Source organism: Kitasatospora sp. NPDC003701 (assembly GCF_053587085.1).
The window spans coordinates 1-20,808 of record NZ_JBSFNM010000087.1; the positions used below are offsets into that span (position 1 = coordinate 1).

At 71.8% G+C, this 20,808-nt stretch carries 12 protein-coding genes and 1 pseudogene; 10 read left to right on the forward strand and 3 right to left on the reverse strand.

Going from position 1 to position 20,808, the window contains the following annotated elements:
• Both ACWDRR_RS40955 and ACWDRR_RS40960 read right to left on the reverse strand, forming a co-directional pair.
• Positions 1-197, reverse strand: a pseudogene (locus ACWDRR_RS40955) (hypothetical protein); the annotation flags it as partial.
• Between the two features lie 46 nt (positions 198-243).
• Positions 244-3,105 carry an ATP-binding protein gene (locus tag ACWDRR_RS40960; RefSeq protein ID WP_449777401.1) on the reverse strand — a complete coding sequence of 954 codons (2,862 nt, stop codon included), beginning with the start codon at positions 3,103-3,105 and terminating at the stop codon, positions 244-246.
• A 248-nt stretch (positions 3,106-3,353) separates the two neighbouring features.
• On the opposite strand from ACWDRR_RS40960, the gene ACWDRR_RS40965 reads away from it, so the two are divergent.
• From ACWDRR_RS40965 to ACWDRR_RS41010, 10 genes are all read left to right on the forward strand, one after another.
• On the forward strand, positions 3,354-4,403 hold the full coding sequence (locus ACWDRR_RS40965; RefSeq protein WP_449777402.1) for a LacI family DNA-binding transcriptional regulator: 1,050 nt from the start codon (positions 3,354-3,356) through the stop codon (positions 4,401-4,403).
• 565 nt (positions 4,404-4,968) lie between these two features.
• Positions 4,969-5,397 carry a hypothetical protein gene (locus tag ACWDRR_RS40970; RefSeq protein WP_449777403.1) on the forward strand — a complete coding sequence of 143 codons (429 nt, stop codon included), beginning with the start codon at positions 4,969-4,971 and terminating at the stop codon, positions 5,395-5,397.
• 272 nt (positions 5,398-5,669) lie between these two features.
• On the forward strand, positions 5,670-7,910 hold the full coding sequence (locus tag ACWDRR_RS40975; RefSeq protein WP_449777404.1) for an NPCBM/NEW2 domain-containing protein: 2,241 nt from the start codon (positions 5,670-5,672) through the stop codon (positions 7,908-7,910).
• Positions 7,911-7,999: 89 nt separating this feature from the next.
• Entirely contained in the window at positions 8,000-10,216 is a 2,217-nt protein-coding gene (locus tag ACWDRR_RS40980; protein ID WP_449777405.1) for an NPCBM/NEW2 domain-containing protein, read from the forward strand.
• 182 nt (positions 10,217-10,398) lie between these two features.
• Positions 10,399-10,584, forward strand: a complete 186-nt coding sequence (locus tag ACWDRR_RS40985; protein WP_449777406.1) for a hypothetical protein — start codon at positions 10,399-10,401, stop codon at positions 10,582-10,584.
• 317 nt (positions 10,585-10,901) lie between these two features.
• On the forward strand, positions 10,902-12,221 hold the full coding sequence (locus ACWDRR_RS40990; RefSeq protein WP_449777407.1) for an ABC transporter substrate-binding protein: 1,320 nt from the start codon (positions 10,902-10,904) through the stop codon (positions 12,219-12,221).
• Between the two features lie 65 nt (positions 12,222-12,286).
• Complete coding sequence (locus ACWDRR_RS40995; RefSeq protein WP_449777408.1) at positions 12,287-13,204, forward strand: carbohydrate ABC transporter permease; 918 nt, start codon at positions 12,287-12,289, stop codon at positions 13,202-13,204.
• Positions 13,201-14,079, forward strand: a complete 879-nt coding sequence (locus ACWDRR_RS41000) for a carbohydrate ABC transporter permease (protein ID WP_449777409.1) — start codon at positions 13,201-13,203, stop codon at positions 14,077-14,079. The genes ACWDRR_RS40995 and ACWDRR_RS41000 overlap by 4 nt, the downstream gene beginning before the upstream one ends.
• 91 nt (positions 14,080-14,170) lie before the next feature.
• Positions 14,171-15,934: a glycoside hydrolase family 36 protein gene (locus ACWDRR_RS41005; RefSeq protein WP_449777410.1), complete on the forward strand. Its 1,764-nt coding sequence runs from the start codon at positions 14,171-14,173 to the stop codon at positions 15,932-15,934.
• 70 nt (positions 15,935-16,004) lie between these two features.
• The gene (locus tag ACWDRR_RS41010; RefSeq protein ID WP_449777411.1) at positions 16,005-17,024 is read left to right on the forward strand and encodes a LacI family DNA-binding transcriptional regulator; all 1,020 of its coding nucleotides are present in this window, start codon (positions 16,005-16,007) and stop codon (positions 17,022-17,024) included.
• A 120-nt stretch (positions 17,025-17,144) separates the two neighbouring features.
• Here the strand turns inward: ACWDRR_RS41010 and ACWDRR_RS41015 are convergent, their stop codons facing one another.
• Positions 17,145-20,522, reverse strand: coding sequence for an outer membrane protein assembly factor BamB family protein (locus ACWDRR_RS41015; protein WP_449777412.1), 3,378 nt, complete (start codon positions 20,520-20,522; stop codon positions 17,145-17,147).
• Positions 20,523-20,808 lie beyond the last annotated feature (286 nt).

The window sequence follows — 20,808 nt, forward strand, 5'->3', positions numbered from 1 at the left end:
TCGGGGAGCGGCCATGGCTGGTCGGCGGAGGCGGTGAGCGCGTCCGCGACCAGTCCGTCCACCCCGCCCCAGCGGCGGTACAGGGTGGCCTTGTGGCCGGGCCTGAGCCGCCCGCGGCCGCCGACAGCAGCAGGGCACCCGGCTCCATCGGCTCGCCATGGTTTGTCGAAGGGCCGGAGCCCAGGTGGCGGGTCCATGGTTTGTCGAAGGGCCGGCGCCCAGGTGGCGGGTCCGGGCCCGCCGCTACGGCGACGGGGGGTCCTGCGGCCGGGCCAGTTGTTCGCGGCTGGTGCGGAGTTTGCGCAGGACGGCGGCGGCGTGGTGTTCGGCCGTGCGCGGGGAGAGGAACAGGGCGGCGGCGATGTCCTTGTTGGTGGCGCCGTGCACGAGGAGGTCGTGGACCTGCTGCTCGCGGGGGGAGAGGCGTTCCCCGTAGCCGGCCCGCCGGCCGACATGAGCGGCGGGCACCTGGCCCAGGCCCCTGAGGCGGCGGAGGCAGCGGGCCTCGTGGCTGGTCGCCCCGAGTCGCCGGTACACCTCGGCGCTGGCGTTCAGCCGTGCGGTCGCGCCCGCCGGGTCGGTGTCGGCCAGGGCGGCGCCGGCCCGTTCCCCGGCGAGTGCGGCCGGGTAGGGGCGGCCGTTACCCAGCCACTGGGCGCGGGCCCGGTCGAACGCCGCCGCCGCCTCGGCGGGCCGCTCCGCCAGGGCGAGCAGACCCCGGCACAGCGCGGCCTCCGCTACCGATCCGGGGGCCGACCGACCCTTGATTCCTTCGGCGTGCTGCCCGGCCAGTTCCTCCGCCCGGGCCCGCTCGCCGCGTGCGAGCAGGATCTCGACGGCGGCGGGCACGAGGTTCCAGGAATGGGTCCAGCACTCGCGCCGCACCACGAACCCGAGCATGTCGGGCGGACCCACGAGGGCCTGCCAGGCGCCGTCGGCGTCGCCGGCTGCCAGCCGGGCACGGGCCAGGGCGGCGGCGGGCGGGATGCTCGTCGTCGTCGCCCCGTCCTGGGCGAGCGCCGTCTCCAGGTGGGCCACGGCCAGGGCGAAGTGGCCCTTCGCCGCGGCGCCCACCCCCAGGGCGGTGCCGAGCAGGCCGCCGGTGACCAGCGGGTTCGGCACATACCGGTGGCGGAAGTCCTCCACCTCCCGCTCGAAGCCGTCCCACCCACCGGCGAGCCAGCTCAGCAGCACCCGGTAGGAGTCGGTGTACATGACCATCAGCGACATGTCGTTGCGCACCGCCAGCGCGCCGGCCTCCTCCAGGTAGCCGGCCGCCACCTCGTCGTCGCCCCCGTCGAGCGCCCACTCGACGGCGTTGCTGAGCGACATGACGGTGGAGCGGACCATGTGCAGGTTCTCGTGCACCCGGGGCAGCCCGGCCAGGACGGCCGGCGCCCGCGGATCGTGGTGCTCACACAAGGCGTTCAGGTAGTTGAAGGTCACGACCGAGCGGCTGTCCTCGTCCTCGCTGTCCGCGACCAGTGCCATCGCCCGTTCCAGCTGCGCCGTCTGCTCGGCCGCGGTGCCGCCGTCCGGGGCGTGCGAGGCGAGGATCGCCAGGGCGCGGGCCAGCTGCTCCGGCGGCCCCTGCTCCAGGTCCGGCACGGCCTTCCGCAGTTCCGCGATGCCGGCCTGGTCCCCGCCTTGGTTGTACATGACCATGCTGAGGTTCCGGCGGATCACGCCCCGGGTGGCTGCGGGCAACCCGGGGGTGGCCAGGATCCGGCGCATCGAGGCGACGGTGCGCCCGTAGTCCGTGCCGTACTGCGTCGCACGGGCCAACGCGAGAGCCGCCCGTGCCACCCGATCCGGGGCCAGACCCGGCTGCTCCAGCACCTGCTGCAGGAGGTCGGCGGCGGTACCCAGGTCCCCCATCGATTCCGCCTGGACGGCCGCGGCCTCGGCCTGCTCCAGCCACCCCGTCAGATCCCCGGCCCGGCGGGTGTGGTGGGCGATCTGCACCAGCGGCGGTTTCTCCAGCTCCCGCAGCGCCTCCACCGCCCGGCGGTGCAGCCGCGTGCGCACCGGCCCGGGCAGCGACTCGTACACCGCCCGGCCCGCCAGCACATGGGCGAACCCGTACCGGTCCGGGCCCAGCTCGTGCAGCACCGACCCGGCCAGCGCGCCCGTCAGCGCCTCGGCCGCCTCCTCCGCCGGCAGTCCGGCCATCCGCCCGAGCAACCGCTCGGAGGCCGGCACCGCCAGCACCGCGGCTCCTCCCGCCAGGGCCGCCGCTGCGGGCGGGAGCCGGTCCAGGCGCTGCCCGATGATCTCCCGGAGGCTCCGGGACACCCCCAGCGCCGTCGGTGCCTGCACGTCCGTGGAGGCGAGCGTCAGCAGGTCCTCCTCGATCACCAGCGGCAGGCCGCCGCTGCGCTGCATCAGGGCCCTGACGACTTCGGGTGTGGCCCCGGTACCGAGCACGCTGCGCGCCATCGCCGCCAGGTCCGCCTCGGTCAGCGCGGCCGGCGTGATCTCCGCGCCGGCCGTGCCCGCCGGGAGGCTGTACGGGGCACCGAGCAGCGGCACGCCGGGCGGCAGGTCCCCGGCCCGGTAGGTCAGCAACAGCCCGGCCTGCCCGGGAAGGTCCCGGGCGAGGAGCAGCAGCAGGTCCCTGGTCGCCTCGTCCGCCCAGTGCAGGTCCTCCACCACCAGCACCGCCGGTGCGACCGCGGTCAGCACGGCACGGACCCCGGCCGCGACCGTCGGGCGCTGCCCTGCCGCCTCCGGCTCCCCGGCGGGCTCGGGCAGGAGGTCCGCGAGATCCGGCACCAGGGCCGACAACGCCCCCGTCACCCGGGGGAGCGGACCGGCCTGCGCGGCCCGCGGAACGGCCTCGCGCAGCGCGTCGGCCACCGGTCCGAACGGCAGCGGCTCGCGCAGCGGATGGCACCCGCCCTCCAGGACGCCCACCCCGTCGGCCCGCAGCAGTGCGGACGCCTCCAGCACGAGCCGGGACTTCCCGATCCCCGCCTCGCCCTCCACGATCACCACGGACGGAGGTGTCCTGAGCAGGGCCACCAGCTGCCGCAGTTCGGCGTCGCGCCCGACGAACACGGAACCCGTGCCGTGCCCGTCCTGCGGCACCCGACCGACCGGCATGAGAGAAACCTCCAGCCGTGCGAGAACGGCCGGCACCACCTGCAGTGGCGCCGACGGCTCCACCCTAGACCTCCGTGACACGAGCCGCCCGGGCGCGCCGGGCACCGTCGGACCGGCCGGCCCACCTGTGGACCGGCGGCGAGCGGAACATCCACCGCTTCCCGGCGCCCTGAGCCGCAGGTGGCCACGATAGGGTTCCAGACCGGGCTCCGGTCCACAGGAGAGAAGCGCAAGGGGTCGACGTGGGTGTGAGTGGTCAGTCAGCTACGACGCGGATCGGGCTCGCCGAGATCGCGAGGCTTGCGGAGGTCAGCGAGGCGACCGTCAGCCGGGTGATCAACCGGCGGCCCGGGGTGTCGACCAAGACGCGGGCCACGGTCGAGCGGGCCATGGCCGAGTTGAACATGACCAGGCCGACCGAGGGCGAGATGGTCCTGGCGATCGTGCCGGAGCTCTCCAACGACGTGTTCACCCGGCTCGCCGAGCAGATCGAGGTGGAGCTGTCGCCGTTCGGACTGCACACGCTGGTCTGCGCCGCGCTTCCCGGCAGCTCCAAGGAGCGTGACTTCGCCGCCGCGACCGTGGGGGTGGGGATCGCGGGCGCGATCTTCCTGTCGGCCAGCAACACGCTCTCGCGCGGTGACCACTCGGCCCAGCAGATGCTCCGGGACCGCCGGGTCCCCTTCGTCAACGTCAACGGCGGCGCGGGCGGCATCCCGGCGGCCACCTTCTCCACCAACGACTGGCGCGCCGCCGAACTCGCCATCGACCACCTGACGGCGCTCGGCCACCGGCGGATCGGCATGCTCGCCGGCCCGCCCGGCAACCTGCTGGCCGACCGGCGGATCGAGGGCTTCTTCGCCGCACTGCGCAAGCACGGACTGGACGACGAGAACGCCCTGCTGGAGCGGCAGTTGTTCACCGTGGACGGCGGCCGGCGCGGCGGTGACCTGCTGATCGACCGCGGTGCCACGGCGATCGTGGCGGCCAGTGACCGGATGGCACTCGGCGCGGTCAACGCCGCCTTCCGGCGTGGCATGAGCGTCCCCGGGGACCTCTCGGTGGTGGGCTACGACGACTCTCCGATGCTCGACCTCACCGCACCGCCGCTGACCACCGTGCGCCAGCCGACCGAGCGGCTCGCCCAGCACGCCGCGCAGGCCCTGCACGTGCTGATCAGCGGGAACCATGTGAACGAGGACGAGGTGCTGATCGACCCCGAGCTGCGCATCCGCAGCTCCACGGGCGGTTGGGCGGAGCAGCCCCGCAAGCGGCAGAAGCCGCAGGCCCGTCCGTAGGGACCAGTCCTCGCGTGCCCACAGGCCGTCGACTCCGTGCCCGGGGTCGACGGCTTCGGCATGCCGCGCGAAGCCGTCCACCCCGAGGCCGCGGACCGCTCCGACCCTCACGGAACTCCGCGCCCGCCCGGCATCGGAGCCCGGACCGCCGCTCCGTCGCGACGGCCGGGGTCCAGCATGCTCCGGACCCGGCGGGGCCTGGGATGTGGCGCCGCCGGCTGGGGCAGTGCGGCGGCGCCACGGTACCCACACCGAGGGCGACGGCCCGGGGCAGTGAGTGACTCGTCATAATTCAACATAAGTAAACATAAATCAATGGACCGAGCCGACGAGATCTCCCGGCCGGTCGTTCCGGGCTCCGATCGTGCGGCCGACTACCTGCCCCGGGCCCGCCCAGTACCTACTGACCACCCCCGCTGTGACCCGCGCGAGCCCCAGCCGTGCCCCCGCCGCCCTCGTATCGCGTGACCGGGCCTGGCTGAATCGGAGCAGGGCCCGGAACCCGCAGGCGCTGTGCCGGGGCGGGCGACCGCGTGCCCCTACGGACGGGACGGGAGGTGCCGCGATGACCGGCGCACGGCGGACGGGTGCGGGTGCGGGTGCGGTTTCGGGTGCGGGAGCGGTGATCGGGACGGCCTCCTATCTGTGCCGCCGCCCGGAGGAGGAACGGCAGGTCGCCGTCGAGCAGCGTCGGTTGGAGGAACTTGCCGACCGTCTCGGGCTGCCGCGACCGGTCCTGTTCCTCGACCGCCCCGGGTCGGGCGCCGGCCCCGGTGCGGCGCTGGCGCGTCTGCTCGCCGCCGCGGACGCCGGCGCGGTGCAGCTCGTCCTGGTGCCCGGTCTGTGGGTGTTCGGCCCGGGCGAGGAGGAGGCCGAGCGGCGGCGGACCATGCTGACGGCCCGTGGTGCGCATGTGCTCGCCGCGGCGGCCGGCATCGAGGAGCCGCCTCTTGGCGGCCGTCCCGGGGCGGCCGCGAACGGAGGCCCTGTGTAGTGGTCGAGGTCGAACCAGCCGTGCCCCCTGTGGGTGCACGGCTGTTCGCGTTTCCCGGTCGCGGGGTGGCGGGCGGTCGTGGGCGAGGCCCGTCGCGCAGACGTCGGCCGGCACTGTTGCGCGCAAGAACCAAAACAAATTTGCATCTGCAGATTGCAAGACCATTGCATCCTTGCGACACAGGAGCTTAATGTTCCGGTCACATCGACCGGTGCCCGGCCCACCGGGCCCGGTCGGGAACGGGGCGCTACCGCCCATGAAAGGACGACATCATGCGTAGACGCATGCTGGCCGCGTGCACCGCTGTTGCGGGCCTGGCCTGTTCGCTGACGGTGATCGCGCCGGCCTCGGCCGCCACCTCGACGCTCTACCTGGGGGACGGTGGCCTGTTCTGGCAGTCCAACTCCCAGGGCTACGGCTACACCCACCTCAACCGGAACATCGACGGCGGCCCGCTGATGGTCGCCGGGACGAAGTACGTGAAGGGCCTGGGGGCTCACTCGAACTCCAGCATCGTCTACAACCTGGGCGGGGCCGCGACGCGCTTCCAGTCGGTGGTCGGTCTCAACACGGAGTCCGGGGTCACCGCGGGCACCGTGGTGTTCCAGGTGTTCAAGGACGACGTCAAGGTCTACGACAGCGGGGTGATGAACCGCGGTTCGGCGGCGAAGTCCGTGGACGTGGACCTGACCGGGGCGCAGAAGCTGAAGCTGGTCATCACCGACGCGGGCGACGGCAACAGCGCGGACCACGCCAACTGGGCGGACGCCCGGCTGACCGTCACCCAGGGGGTCGCCCTGCCGGCGGCGAGCGCACCGGTGGGCGACGTCGGGTCCGACCCGGCCAACCCGAAGGGCGACCCGTACGACGCGACGGTCAACGGCTACCCCGAGCGTCCGTACATGAACGACTACAGCCAGGTGCCGATCAACAAGATCTACCTGTCCCAGAAGCTCGGACCGGACTACAACACCAGCAAGGTCTACCTGAACTTCGCCCAGGCGCTGGACGCCATCAAGAAGCTCGACAACATGATGCTGGGCGCGGACAAGATCGTCTATCTGGTCGGCTGGCAGAACAACGGGCACGACTCCAAGTACCCGTCCTGGGCCGCGGTCAACGAGGACCTCAAGCGCCCCGAGGACGCCACCGCGCTGGAGAGCCTGCGCTGGCTGATGAGGGAGGCGAGGAAGTACCACACCAAGGTCAGCCTGCACATCAACATGCTGGACGCCTACCAGGACAGCCCGCTCTGGGACACGTACATGGCCGAGGACATCATCGGCAAGAACCTCGACGGCACCCCGCGCCCCGGCGAACTCGCGGACGGCCAGCAGAGCTACCAGGTGGACTACAAGCAGGAGTGGCTCAAGGGCCGCGCCCAGCAGCGCATCGACGGCCTGCTCGCGATGATCCCGGAACTCAAGGACGCCGGCACCGTCCACATCGACGCCTTCCACTCCGTCTCGCCGCTCTACCCGACGACGCCGATCAGCCCCAAGAACGGCTTCACCCTCCAGGAGGAGCTGGCGACGCAGCGCACCATCATGCGCTACTGGCGCAGCAAGGGCCTGGACGTCACCACCGAGTACGACTACCAGCCCCAGCGGCGGCCGGACTACCACGTGGGCCTGGAGCCGGTCAGCTGGCGCACCAACTACCCGTCCGACAGCATCTGGAAGACCACGAGCCCCGACCTGCGGGCCCAGACCGTCACGCGGTCCAACGAGGACAACGTCAAGAACAACAAGTGGAACCTGGTGGAGGGTGTCGCGGTCCGCGACCTCACCCGCTGGTACTACAACAACAACACCAGCCGGGAGATCGGCACCGAGAACCACGGCAGCGGCAACGACGTGTTCTACCCGGTGCTGTGGCGCGACAAGGCGATCGCCGCGTTCAGCTCGGCCGGCTACAGCTCCAAGACCTGGACCCTCCCGCCGGGCTGGAGCGACGTCACCAGCGTCGACCTGTACGACGTGGCGCCCGAGGGGCCGCGCTGGCTGCGCTCCCTCCCGGTGGTCAACGGCACGGTCACCTTCGGCCTGGGGGTTGAGCAGGGGGTGACGATCGTCCCGACCGTCGGCGCCAGCAGCAACGCCCCGATCGGGCAGACGGTCACGCTCAAGGCGGCCTCGAACGGCAAGCAGGTCACCGCCCGCACCGACCAGACCGACGCCCCCCTGCGGGCCACCGCGACGGCCACCGGTGACACCGAGAAGTTCGACGTGGTCGACTTCGGCAACGGCTACGTCGGTCTGAAGAACCGCGCGAACGGCAAGTTCGTGGTGGCGCAGGCGGACAAGCAGGACAGCCCGCTGGTGGCGAAGTCGAACGTCCAGGGCAACTGGGAGAAGTTCCGCTGGGTCGACCTCGGCAACGGCCGGGTCGCCCTCCAGTCCTTCGGCGACAGCCGTTACGTGACCGCCCGCGGCGACGACCCGAACTCGCCGCTGAGCGCCACTGGTTGGGACCTCGGCGGCTGGGAGCAGTTCACCTGGACCGCCGTCTAGAGCGTGGCCCTCCCATCGGACGGCCGGCCGCCGCGACGGCCGGCCGTCCACCCGTTCACCCACCCCCGCACACCGCACAAGGAGAGGTCATGCGCGGACGCGCACTGGTCCTGGCCACGGCCGTAGCCACCCTGGCCTGGTCGCCGGCGCTCACGGCGCCCGCGACCGCGTCCGCCACCACCGTCCAACTGAGCGGCCTGTACTGGCAGTCCAACTCGCAGGGCTACAGCTACACGCACCTGAACCGGAACATCGACAACGGTCCGCTGATCGTCGGCGGCACCACGTACCTGACGGGCCTGGGCGCCCACTCGAACTTCGAGACGGTCTACGACCTGGCCGGAGCGGCGACGCGCTTCCAGTCGGTGGTCGGTCTCAGCACCCGGGCCGGGGTGACCGCCGGCACCGTGGTCTTCCAGGTCTTCAAGGACGGCACCAAGGTCTTCGACAGCGGGGTGGTGAACCGCAGTTCGGCGGCTCGGAGTGTCGACGTCGACCTCACCGGCGCGCAGAAGCTGAAGCTGGTCGTCACCGACGCGGGTGACGGCAACTCCTCCGACGAGTCGAACTGGGCGGACGCCCGGCTGACCGTCACCCAGGGCGTGCCGCTGCCCGCCGCGAGCGCGCCGGTCGGCGGCATCGGGGACCCGGCCGACCCCAAGGGCGACCCGTACGACTCGACGGTGAACCACTACCCCGAGCGCCCGTACGTGCGGGACTACACCCGGACGCCGTTCACCAAGATGTTCCTGGCGGAGAAGGACCCCACCGATCCGTCGAACAAGTCCAAGGTCTACCGGACCTTCGCCCAGGCGCTGGACGACATCAGGAAGCTCGACAACCTGATGCTCGGGGCTGACAAGATCGTCTACCTGGTCGGTTGGCAGTACGAGGGCCACGACTCCAAGTACCCGGCCTGGGCGGCGGTGAACGAGGACCTCAAGCGCCCCGAGGACGCCACCGCGCTGGAGAGCCTGCGCCGGCTGATGAGGGAGGCGAAGAAGTACCACACCACCGTCAGCCTGCACGTCAACATGTTCGACGCCTACCAGGACAGTCCGCTGTGGGACGCCTACCTCGCCGACGACATCGTCGCCAAGGACACCGCGGGCAATCCGATCCCGGGCAAGGTGTGGTCCGGGCAGACCAGTTACGCCATCTCCTACCGGCAGGAGTGGCTGAAGGGCCGCTCGAAGGCCCGGATCGACGCCCTGCTGGCGATGATCCCGGAGCTGCGGCAGGCCGGCACCCTGCACATCGACGCGTTCCACCAGATCGACCCCAACCGCCTCAACCAGCCGATCAGCCCGTACCTGGGCTTCACCCGGGAGCAGGAGACCGCCGCCCAGCGCACCATTCTGCGGTACTGGCGCACCCAGGGGGTCGACGTCACCACCGAGTTCGACCGGAGCAGCAACTACAAGCCCGACGCCCACCTCGGCCTGGAGCCGGCCAGCTGGCACAGCTCCATGACCGGCAACGCGCCCTACCTGCGTGCCACCACCCCGCTCGGCGGCGCCGAGAACCACCTCAAGCAGCGGGACTGGAACGGCGTCGAGCAGGACGCGGTCCGGGCGTTCCCGCAGTGGTTCCACAGGAACAACACGAGCCGGGAGGTCGGCACCGAGGGCCACGGTACCGCCGACGACACCTTCTTCCCCGCGCTCTGGCAGGACAGGCTGATCGCCGCCTACAGCACCAACGGCTACGCCTCCAAGACCTGGACGCTGCCGCCGGGCTGGACCGGGGTCACCAGCGTCGGGCTGTACGACGTCACGGCCGAGGGCCCGGTGTGGGTGCGGAACCTGCCCGTGACCAACGGCACCGTCGCCTTCGGCCTGGGGGCCGGAAAGGGCGCGGCCCTGATGCCCGCGGTGGCGGCCGGCAGCAACGCGCCGGTCGGGCAGACCGTCTCCCTGAAGGCCGCCTCCAACGGCCAGCAGGTCGCCGCGCACACCGACCTCACCGACAGCCCGCTGCAGGCGACCGGCGCGACCGTGGGTGCCACGGAGAAGTTCGACGTCGTCGACGCGGGCGGCGGATTCGTGGCGCTGAAGGCCCACTCCACCGGCAAGTACGTGGTGGCCTGGGCCAACCGGGCCGGTAACCCGCTGCTGGCGAACTCCACCGCGGTCGGCGACTGGGAGAGGTTCCGCTGGGTGGACCTCGGCAACGGCAAATCGGCCCTCCAGGCCTCCTCCAGCGGCCGGTACGTCACCGTCCGCGGCGACGAGCCGGACGCCGTGCTCCGGGCGGCCGGCTGGTCGGTCGGCAACTGGGAGCAGTTCACCTGGAGCGCCGCATAGCGGGCCCGGCGGGCCGCCCTTCCCTGCGGCCGGAGGTGGGTGCGGAGAGCGATCTCCGCATCCGTTCCGGCGACCGAGGGCGAAGGTAGGTAGTGGCCCGCATTGACTACGCACCGCCGCGGTCGGTGTGCTGGTGGGACCGCGGAAGTGCCCGTGGTGCCGAGAAACTGGCAGGTGGAAGCATGTTCGACATCCGCGGTTGTGACCGGCAGGACGAACCGCGCCGCCGCTGGAGGCCGGCCACGGCGATGTACCTCCGCTGCTGTCCCTACGACAGTTCGGGGATGGAGTGTCACCGGGCGGCTCTCGACCTGCTGGCGATGCGACTGGGCCTGCCCAGGCCGGACGGGTTGCCGGCCGCGCACTGAACCCGGTTGCCTGGTCGCCCCGTCGCCCCGTCGCCCCGTCGTCCGGTGCCCGTCGTCGACGCGCGATGTCCCGTCGGTACCGCCCGAAGTACGCCAGGCCCCTTGCCGTGCATGCCGCCGGCGGGGGCCTGGCGTCGTTGTCACGGCAAGAAGGTCGCAATATTGCATCGATGAATTGCAAGGTCATTGCATCCTTGCGTCATAGACGTTTAGTGTTCAGCTTCATCAGGGACGCGTCCGGTAAGGCCCGCGCTCTGTCAGGGAGTTCGTGGTTCCGTTGAGAGGGGTTGGTTGTGGTGGGTGTGTCGCGTCGGGGTGTGCTGAGATCGGCAGCCGGTGTGGTGGCAGGTGTGGTGGTCCTGTCGGTGGTGACGGGCTGTGCGTCCTCCTCGTCGGAGGCCGGGGCCGGGGCCGACGGCGGGAAGACGGTGACGGTGTGGACCTGGACCGGGCCCGGTAAGGAGCTGCAGGCGGCGGTGCCGGGCTTCGAGGCGGCGAACCCCGGGATCAAGGTGAAGATCGAGGACGTCGGCAATCCGGCGATCTGGGACAAGATCACCACGGGTATGGCGGCGGGGGGTGCGGGTCTGCCGGACGTGATGAACATCGGGGTGGACTACATGCCGAGCTACCTGGAGAAGTTCAAGGACGGTCTGCAGGAGCTGGGCGGGCTCGGCGCGGGCGACCTGGCGAAGGACTTCTCGGACGCCGCGTGGGCGTCCGGCGGCGACGCGGACGGCAAGGTCTTCGGCATCCCGTTCGAGGAGTACACGTCGGTCCTGATGTTCCGGCGCGACCTCTTCGAGGCGGCGGGCGTGAACGTCGACGAGGTGAAGACCTGGGACCAGCTGATCGCGGCCGGCGTCAAGGTCAAGGAGAAGTCCGGGGTGCCGCTGCTGGCCCTGGACGAGTCGGCCACGGTGACGGACTCGGCGAACCTGTGGCAGTTCCTGGAGATCCTCCAGGGCGGCTTCTACTTCGACGGTCAGGGCCGGGTGGCGATGAACGACGCCAAGGGCGTCCGCGCGCTGGACCTGATCAAGCAGATGCACGACAAGGGCCTGATCGCGGACGTGCCCGGAGACATCGGCAAGGTGTTCGCCGCCTTCGCGGAGTCGAAGGTCGCGGCGATCCCGGCGGCCTCCTGGGTACCGGGCGCGCTGCCGGAGAAGGCACCGGCCCTGTCGGGCAAGGTGGGGATCGCGCCGCTCCCGGCGGTCGAGACGGGCGGGGCACGGTCGGGTCTGGTCGGCTCCTCCTACCTGACCCTCGCCAAGGCCGGGAAGAACAAGGACGCCGCGTTCAAGTTCGTGAAGTACGCGATGACCGACCTCAACGCGCAGCAGGCGATGTTCGCGGCCGGCGGGCTCTTCCCGGCGAACCGGACCATGCAGCGCTCCGAGGGCTTCGTCAAGGCGGTCGACTACTACGGCGGCCAGGCCCCGAACGAGCTGATCGTCTCCCTGCTGGCCGCCGCCAAGGGCCGCTCCAACTACTCCTCCGACTACCCGAAGGCGCTGCGCGCGTACACGGCCGCGCAGACCCAGGTCCTGCTGAAGGGCTCCACGCCCAAGGAGGCCCTCGACAAGGCCGCCGCCCAGGTCGCCCAGCAGACCGGCCGCACCCCCGCAAAGTGACCGACCGGCCCGGGTCGGGCGGCGAGCCGTCCGGCCCTGGCCCCGGTGAGTTCATCGGAGCACCCATGTCCAACCACGCACTGCGGACGGCCACCCGCGCCAGGCCCAGGCCCAGGAGCAAGCGCCGGCCCCGCCTCGGCGAGCGCCAGGCACCGTACGTCTTCCTCCTACCGATGGCCCTGCTGTTCCTCGCCTTCAAGCTCTACCCCTTCGGGTACTCGGCCTGGCTCTCCTTCACCACCGGGAGCGAGGAGACCTACGTCGGACTCGACAACTACACCCGGTTGTTCGGCGACGAGCTCTTCTACCAGGCCCTGCGCAACACCGCGTTCTTCGTGGTGGTCCAGGTCCCGGTGATGCTGCTGCTCGCCCTGGCGCTCGCGGTCGCGCTCAACTCGGTACTGCTGCGCTTCCGCCGCACGCTGCGGCTGGTGTTCTTCCTGCCCATCGTGATGGGCCTGGTGGCGTACGGCATCCTGTTCGGGGCGCTGTTCGCCAACGACTTCGGCACCGTCAACGCCCTGCTGGCCGACCTCGGCCTGCCCCGGGTCAACTGGCTCGGCGACCCGCTGACCGCCCGTTTCTCCGTCGTCCTGGCGATGCTCTGGCACTACACCGGCTACTTCTCGGTCATCTTCCTTGCCCAGCTCCAGTCGATACCCGACGAGCTCTACGACGCCGCGGCCACCGACGGCGCCGGGGCCTGGCAGAAGTTCCGGCACGTGACCCTGCCGGGACTGCGGCCCGCCGTCGTGCTCACCACGGTCATGGCCACCGCCGGCACCCTGCAGCTCTTCGACGAGCCGTACGTGCTCACCAACGGCGGCCCGGACGGGGCCACCACCACGATCGGTCTGTACATGTACCTCAACGGTTTCACGTATTTCGACTTCGGCTACGCCTCGGCCATCGGCTGGGTGCTGACGGCGATCATCGCGGTGATCGCCCTGGTCCAGGTCAAGGTCCTGGGACGGGAACGGTGAGCGCCGCCCGCCGCCGTGCAGCGGCCCGTCCGTCCCCGTGGCCCCGGACCGCCGGTGCTTTCGACCCGCGCGCGATCGCCCTGACGATCACCGTGGCCGCGGCCGCCCTGCTGTTCGTGTTCCCGTTCTACTGGCTCGTCGTCGCCATGACGCACAGCACGACCGAGATCTTCTCCAGCAACCCGCCGCTGCTGCCCGGCGACCACCTGGGCGAGAACGTCTCCCACCTGTTCGGCGAGGCCGGCTTCGGCCGGGCGGTCCTCAACTCCGTGCTGGCCGCGGGGATCTACACCCTGGTCGGCGGCGTGGTCTGCACCCTGGCCGGCTACGCCTTCGCGACGTACCGCTTTCGCGGCGCGGGCCTGATGTTCACGCTGGTCATGGTGATGCTCGCGGTGCCGTTCAACCTCACCGTGGTGCCCCTGTTCAAGATCATGGTCAAGGCGGACCTGCTCAACACGATGGCCGGCCTGGTCCTGCCCAACCTCGCCCTGCCGTTCGGGATCTTCCTGATGCGGCAGACCCTCCAGGGCTTCCCGCGGGAGCTGGTGGAGTCCGGACGCCTGGACGGGGTGGGCGAGTTCGGCATCCTGCGCCGGATCGTCCTGCCCGCGATGCGGCCCTCGCTGGCCGCGCTCGCGATCTACCTCTTCCTGGCCTCGTGGAACGACTTCCTCTGGCCGCTGGTCCTGCTGCGCACCTCGGACGCCTACACCATCCCGGTGTCCCTGGCGAGCCTGCACGGCCTGATCGACACCGACTACGGCCAGCTGCTGTCCGGCACCGCGATCTCCGCGCTCCCGGCCGCCGGCCTGTTCCTCTTCCTCCAGCGGCACTTCATCGCCGGCATGCTCGCCGGTGCCGTGAAGCAGTGACCGCGCCCGACCTGACCGCACCCGGAACTGCCGTACCCGGCAGGACCGCACGCGACACGACCCCTCCCGAAACGAAAGCAGAGAGGCCACCATGCTTCAGGAATCCGTTGCCGACCAGGTGACCGTGTGGTCCGAGCGCCCGTACGGAATCCGACTGGCCGTCACCGAATCGGCGGCCGTGGTCGGGATCCGGGACGAGGGCCCGGTCCGGGTCGTGGAGTTCGAGGCGGGAGCGGACGGTCCGCTGCTCGTCACCCTCCAGGTGCCGCTCGCCGACGCGGTGGGCTTCTGGAACGCCAACTCCCGCTACCACCGCACCGTCCTGCCGGACTGGATGTGCAAGGACGTCACCAGCCTGGTCAACTCGGCGCCGGTCGGCTGCCTCTACGACAACGCCGGGACCAGCCTGCTGGCCTTCGGCCTCGGCGAGCTGGTGGAGGAGGTGAAGATGCGGTTCGGCGTCTCCGAGGAGGAGAAGGCCTTCGTCGTCCACCTCACCCTGCTCCGGGCCACCGCCGGGCAGCGGGTGCGCCTCGCGCTCGCCGCGCCCGGCGGCGACTACACCGGGGCGATCGACGCGGTCCACACCTGGTTCGGTGCCCTGGTCGAGGTCCCGTCGATGCCCGCCCCGCGGTTCGCCACCGAGCCGGTCTACTCCACCTGGTACTCCTTCGGGCAGGACGTGGACGCGGCGGGCCTGGAGGAGGAGGGTGCGCACGCGGCCGCGCTCGGCCTCAAGTCGCTGTTCGTCGACGACGGTTGGCAGCGCTACGGTCACGGCCGCGGCTACGCGGGCTGCGGCGACTGGGTGCCGGACGAGGACAAGTTCCCGGGCTTCCGGGCGCATGTGGAGCGGCTGCACGCGCTCGGCCTGAAGGTGGTGCTCTGGGTGGCCCCGCTGCTGCTCGGGCCCAAGGCCGACTGCTTCGAGGAACTCGCCCATCTCGCACCCGAGTTCAAGGGTGTCCTGGCCGCCAACATCGTCGACCCCCGGCTGCCGGAGGCGCGTCGGTTCCTGGTGGAGGCGTGTGTCCGGCTGGTGCGGGACTACGGTGTGGACGGGCTGAAGATCGACTTCCTGGACGAGGCGATGGTCTACAAGGCGGCGCCGTCCACCGGCGACATCGCCGACGTGGGCGTGGCCATGCAGGCCTGGATGGGCGACCTGGTCACGGCCCTCGCCGACCTGGGCCGGCCGGACGCCCTGATCGAGTTCCGCCAGCCCTACGTCAGCCCGTCGATCGCCCCCTACGGCAACGTCCTGCGGGCCAACGACTGCCCGGCCGACGCGATCTCCAACCGGGCCTCGATCGTCGACGCCCGCCTGCTGGCGGCGGGCCGGGTGGTGCATTCCGACATGATGATGTGGGACCCGTCCGGCGAGCCCCACGTCGCCTCGCGCCAACTGCTGAACGCCTTCTTCAGCGTGCCGCAGATCTCGGTGCGGCTCGCGACCCTGCCCGAACCGCACCGCAGGGCACTGGAGTTCGTGCTCGCCCAGTGGGCGAGCGTGAAGAGCGTGGCCCTGCGGGGCGAGCTGCGGGCGGGCCTGCCGGTCGAGAACTACCCGTGGATCTCGGCCCGCAGCGACGAGGGCGTGCGGGTCGTCGGCGTCTATGGCGCGGGGTCCGTGCCCGTCGGGCCGGACGACACCGAGCTGCTGCTGCTGAACGGCACCGCGCAGGACCACCTGGTGCTGGACTTCGGCTGGACCTCGAGCGGCATCGGGGCGCTGGACATCGAGGTGTTCGAGGCGGACGGCACGAAGGAGCGGGACGGTGCGGGTATCCGGCCGGGCGGGCTGTTCCGGCTGCCGGTGCCCCGCTGCGGGATCGCGCGGGTCCGGAGGTCCTGAACAGGTACGAACAGGGGCGGTGCCGTCCGGGGTGACGGCACCGCCCTCCGGAGACCAGGGGGTGTCGGAGATGGCGGAGCGACCGGCGGAGCGGACCGGGCAGTCCGAGGTGGCGCGGTTGGCGCGGGTCAGCGAGGCGACGGTCAGCCGGGTGATGAACCGGAAGTCCGGCGTCTCCACCCGGACCAGGGAAGCGGTCGAGCGGGCGATGGCCGCGCTCAACGTCTCCCGCCGGACCGAGGGCGAGCTGGTGCTGGTCGTCGTGCCGGAGCCGGCCAATGATGTGTTCGCCCGGTTGGCCGAGCGGATCGAGGCCGAGCTGTCGCCGTTCGGCCTCCACCTCGTGCTCTCCCTGGCGGTGCCCGGCAGCGCCAGGGAGAGGATCTTCGTCGAGTCCACGGTGGGCGCCGGCATCGCGGGCGCAGTGTTCCTCTCGGCGAGCAACACGATGGCCGGGGCGGACCACACGGCGCAGCGAGTGCTCACCGAGCGCCGGGTGCCCTTCGTCAACGTCAACGGCGGGGCGGGGGGCGCCGCCGCGCCCACGTACTCGACGGACGACCGGCGGGCGGCCGAGCTGGCGGTGGACCACCTGCACGCCCTGGGCCACCGGCGGATCGCCCTGCTCGCCGGCCCGCCGAGCAATCTCCTGGCGGACCGCAGAGCGGACGGGTTCCGTGCCGCGCTGCGCAAGCATGGCCTGGACGACGGGCATCCGCTGGTGGCGCGGCAGTTGTTCACGGTGGACGGCGGGCGCCGCGGGGGAGCCGAACTGATCGCGGGCGGGGCGACCGCGATCGTCGCGGCGAGCGACCGGATGGCCCTCGGAGCGGCGTCCGCCGCCTCCCGGCTCGGCCTGTCCGTGCCGCGCGACCTGTCGGTCGTCGGGTACGACGACTCGCCGTTCCTGGACCTCACCGCGCCGCCGTTGACCACTGTGCGGCAGCCGACGGAGACACTGGGCCGGCACGCCGCGCAGGCGCTGCATCTGATGATCACCGGCCGGGCGGTGCCCGGGGGAGAGGTGCTGATCGATCCGGAGCTGCGGATCCGCGGTTCGACGGCGGCTTGTCCCGAAGGCCGCGGATAGCGGCCGAACGACTCTCCCGGGAAAGGCCGGACGGCCCCGGGCGCCAGGAGTGCGGCGCCCGGGGCCTCCGCGTGTGCGGGCCCGCCCGGGTCGGGGAGGGGCGGGCCCGCAGGGGGACGGTCAGCGGCGCCCGGGGGTCCGTTCCCGGCGCGCGGCCAGTGCGTGGACGGTGCCGTTGTCGGTGAGGGCGAGGAGCCAGTCACCGCTGACGGCGAATGCCGAGGTCAGACTCGCCCCGAGGCGGTACTCGGCGGCGGGCTTCCCGGTGACCCGGTCCAGGACGATCAGCCGGCCGTCCCGGGTGCCCACGTACACCGAGCTCCCGGTGACCAGCGCGTGCCCGGCGGGCGAGCCCGCCCCGGCCGTGCAGCCCATGGCGACGCGGACCTTGTCGTCCAGCGGGCTGCGGCCGGGCAGGTAGCCGACCGGGGTCTCCCAGAGCGGCCTGGACGGGTCCGCCGCCGCGGTGTCGTAGGCCCGGACGATGCCGTCCCGGCCGGCGACGTAGGCGACGGTGCCGTGGATTGCGGCACTCGTCAGCGGGGCCTTCCCGGGCTCGCACACGCCCTCACCGAGCTTGGCCTGCCAGAGCACCGCCCCGGTCGCGGGGTCGTGGCCGCGCACCCCGTCGGCCGTGACCGTCACCAGCTGCGGGGAGCCGGTGGCGGGCGCGGTCAGGGCGGGGGAGGAGTGGGTGTCGATCCCGCCGGCGGTGTCCTTGACCCACAGCTGGCGGCAGCCGGCCAGGTCGACGGCCACCACCGTCACGCCCGAGTCGGTCTGCAGGTACGCGGTGTCCGTCCCGGGCACGCGTACGGCGGTGCTGTGGAACTGGCCCCAGTTGGTGGCGCCGGTGAAGCCGCCGAGGATCTCGCCGGTCCGGGCGTCGCGGCACTGGATCCGGTTCCAGTCCTGGTAGACGGCGCCGGTGCGGGCGCCGCCGGTCAGCGGGAAGACGCTCACCGGACCGCCGGCCCGGCCGTAGCGGCGGACGGTCGCCCCGTGCTGCTCCTCCATCTCGACGGCCTGCCAGGCGATGGTGCCGTTGGTGGCGTTCAGGGCGTAGATCCGGCCGACGGCAGTGGTCAGGTAGACCTTGCCGTCGTTCAGGGTCGGGGCCGACTCGACGTCGCCGTCCACGTACGTCCGCCAGAGTTCGCGGCCGGTGGAGAGCCGGTAGGCCAGCACCAGGTGGTGCGGGGAGTCGAACGCCCGGGAGGTGACGATCGCGGTGTCACCGGTGATGACGGCGCCGTTGAGGTTGAACTGCTCGCCGGTGTTGGCCGTCCAGCGCTCGTCGAGGGCCGTGCCCGGGTCGTCGGTGCTCGCGGAGCGGCCGGTCTCGTCGCCGCCCTGCCGCAGCCAGTCCCGGCCGCGGACGGGGTCGGCGAGCTGCTGCTCCGGGACGACGGCGAAGCTGTTGCGCACGGCGGGCCAGGACCGGCCGAGGGTGTCCGTCACGGTCAGCTCGGCGGTGTAGTCGCCGGGCGGCAGCTTGCCGACCTGGTCGACGCCGAAGGTCCAGGAGACCCGGGCCTTCGGGCACGGCTCGGTCCTGCCGTCCGGGGCCCGGTAGCAGTTCTGGGTGCCGGTGCGGCCGGGGGAGCCGCCGAAGCCGATCCGTTCGCGTCGGCGCACCTCCTCGCCCCGGGCGTTCCGTACGGTCAGCAGGGCGGTGTCGGGGGTGCGGCCGGCGTCCTCGGTGTAGAGCTCGACCGGGACGGGGCCGCCGTCGCCGTAGACGCCGCCCTGGGCCGGGGTGACCAGCGTGACCACGTCCTTGACGTCGAACTGGCGGTGGATGCCGGTCACATAGCCGGTGTCCTCGTTGGCCGGGGTCTTCGGCCGGTCGGTGATGCCGCCGAAGTCGAGGACCTTGAAGTCCGGGTGCGAGCCGTCGATGCCGTAGGTGCCCTGGTTGTTGACCTCCACGGAGCGGGCGAACGCGCCCCGGCGGAACTCCGCCTGCTGGTCGTGCCCGGCGGCGAACATCCGGACGTCGTAGCGGGCGAGTTCGTCGACGGTCGGCTGCATCCCGGCGCCCGGGCCCCAGCGGGTGAAGAGCGAGCGGTGGGCGAACACCAGCACCTGCTTGCCGACCGCGTGCCGCCGCAGGTCCTCGCGCAGCCACTCCAGCTGCGGCTTCAGGCCGGCCGAGTCGTAGTTGTCCTCCAGGACGACGATGTGGCGGCCGTCGCGGTCGAAGCTGTACCACTCCGGGCCGAGGTTGCGGCGCCAGTACTCCAGGCTGCCCGGGTAGCCGGTGGAGCCGGCCGGGGCGCCGAAGTCGTGGTTGCCCATCACCGGGTAGAAGGGCATCCCGAGCCTGCCGTCGGTCAGGCCCCGGCGCAGGATGTCGTACCCGCCCTGTCGACGTGGGTCGGCGGCGTAGTCGGTCACGGTGAGGTCGCCGGTCGAGATCGCCATGGTGGCGCCGTCGACCCGGGACATCGAATCCACCTGGCCGGTCCACTGCGGCAGCGTCCTCGCGGCCTTGTCGTCGGCGGTGTTGCTGGCCTCCGGGTCGGAGACCAGCAGCCACTTCTCGGTGGGGTCGGCCGCGTGGCGGTCCGGGACGAGGGCGAAGTCCAGACCGGTGTGCGGACCCTGGCCCTGGGGCACCTGCTCGAAGAACCTCGGGACGAAGTCCTCGCGCAGCACGGGGGTGTACCCGTTCGGGGAGACCACGCTGACGAGATCGGTCTCCCGGCGGGCCGGGTCGACCGCCAGGGTGTAGGTGCCGTCGGCGCCGGTGGTGGTCCACAGCGCGCCGTCGGTGACGTCGACCCCGGGCATCGGGGCCTCGCCGGCGTCCCGGCGGCCGTTGCCGTTCCGGTCGGCGAACACCGTGCCGGTGCCGGTGACGGTGACGGTTGTGGTGGCTGCTGCTGCTGCGGTCGTGCCGGTCGCGGCGGCCAGTTGCGGAGCCAGGCAGGACAGCGCCACGACGGCCACCGTGACCGCCCGGCCGCGGCCGCGGAGGCGGCGGCGCAGGGCGAACAGCAGGACCGGGGTCAGGACGAGGGCCACGACCGTGAGGGCGATCGCGGTCCAGGAGAGGCCGGGACGGACGCGGGAACCGGGGGCGGTCACCACCGGGTTCTGCGCGGTGGCCTCGGTGACGACGCCGTCGAGCTCGACGACGACCCGGGTGAGTTCGCCCTGCCGGAGCAGGGCGGCGAGGTCCAGCCGCTCGACCCGGCAGCTCCAGGCGAGCTCGACGACGACGCCCTCGGCGACGCCGCCGGCGTCACCCGCGGCACCGGAGCCGGTGCCCGGGCAGCCGGGGTTCAGCAGCCCGGTCGCCCAGGTTCCGGCCTGCTCGGGCGTGACCAGAGTGCGATGGACCGTCAGATGACCGCTGGTGCGGCCGTCCTGGGTGGCGAGGACGAGTTCGGCGTTGCGCGGCGAGATGTGCGCCGCGGCGGGCTGCGAACAGCCCAGGACGAGGAGGAACAGCGTCAGGCAGACGCCTGCTGTTCGTCGGAGGAGTCTCATGGGCAGGGAAGCTAGCTTGTCTGTACAACTGTGCGACGGTCTCGGAGGGAGTCTTCATCGGCCGCTCGACGGGAGTTCATCACGGCCGCTCGCGATCGCCTTCGACGTTCCGGTTGAACCCCCTCCGACCTGCGTCTTCGCTCCCGACGGCAGGGCTGGGCGGGCGGTCGCTGCGAGTGGGTGATCGGCATCTTTGCGTAGTCCTTTCACGATTGCCGTGCAATCTTGCGCAAGATGTTCGTCATGGCTTTGCCTCCGGAGGACTGTTCCGCTGCGGGAGTGGGGG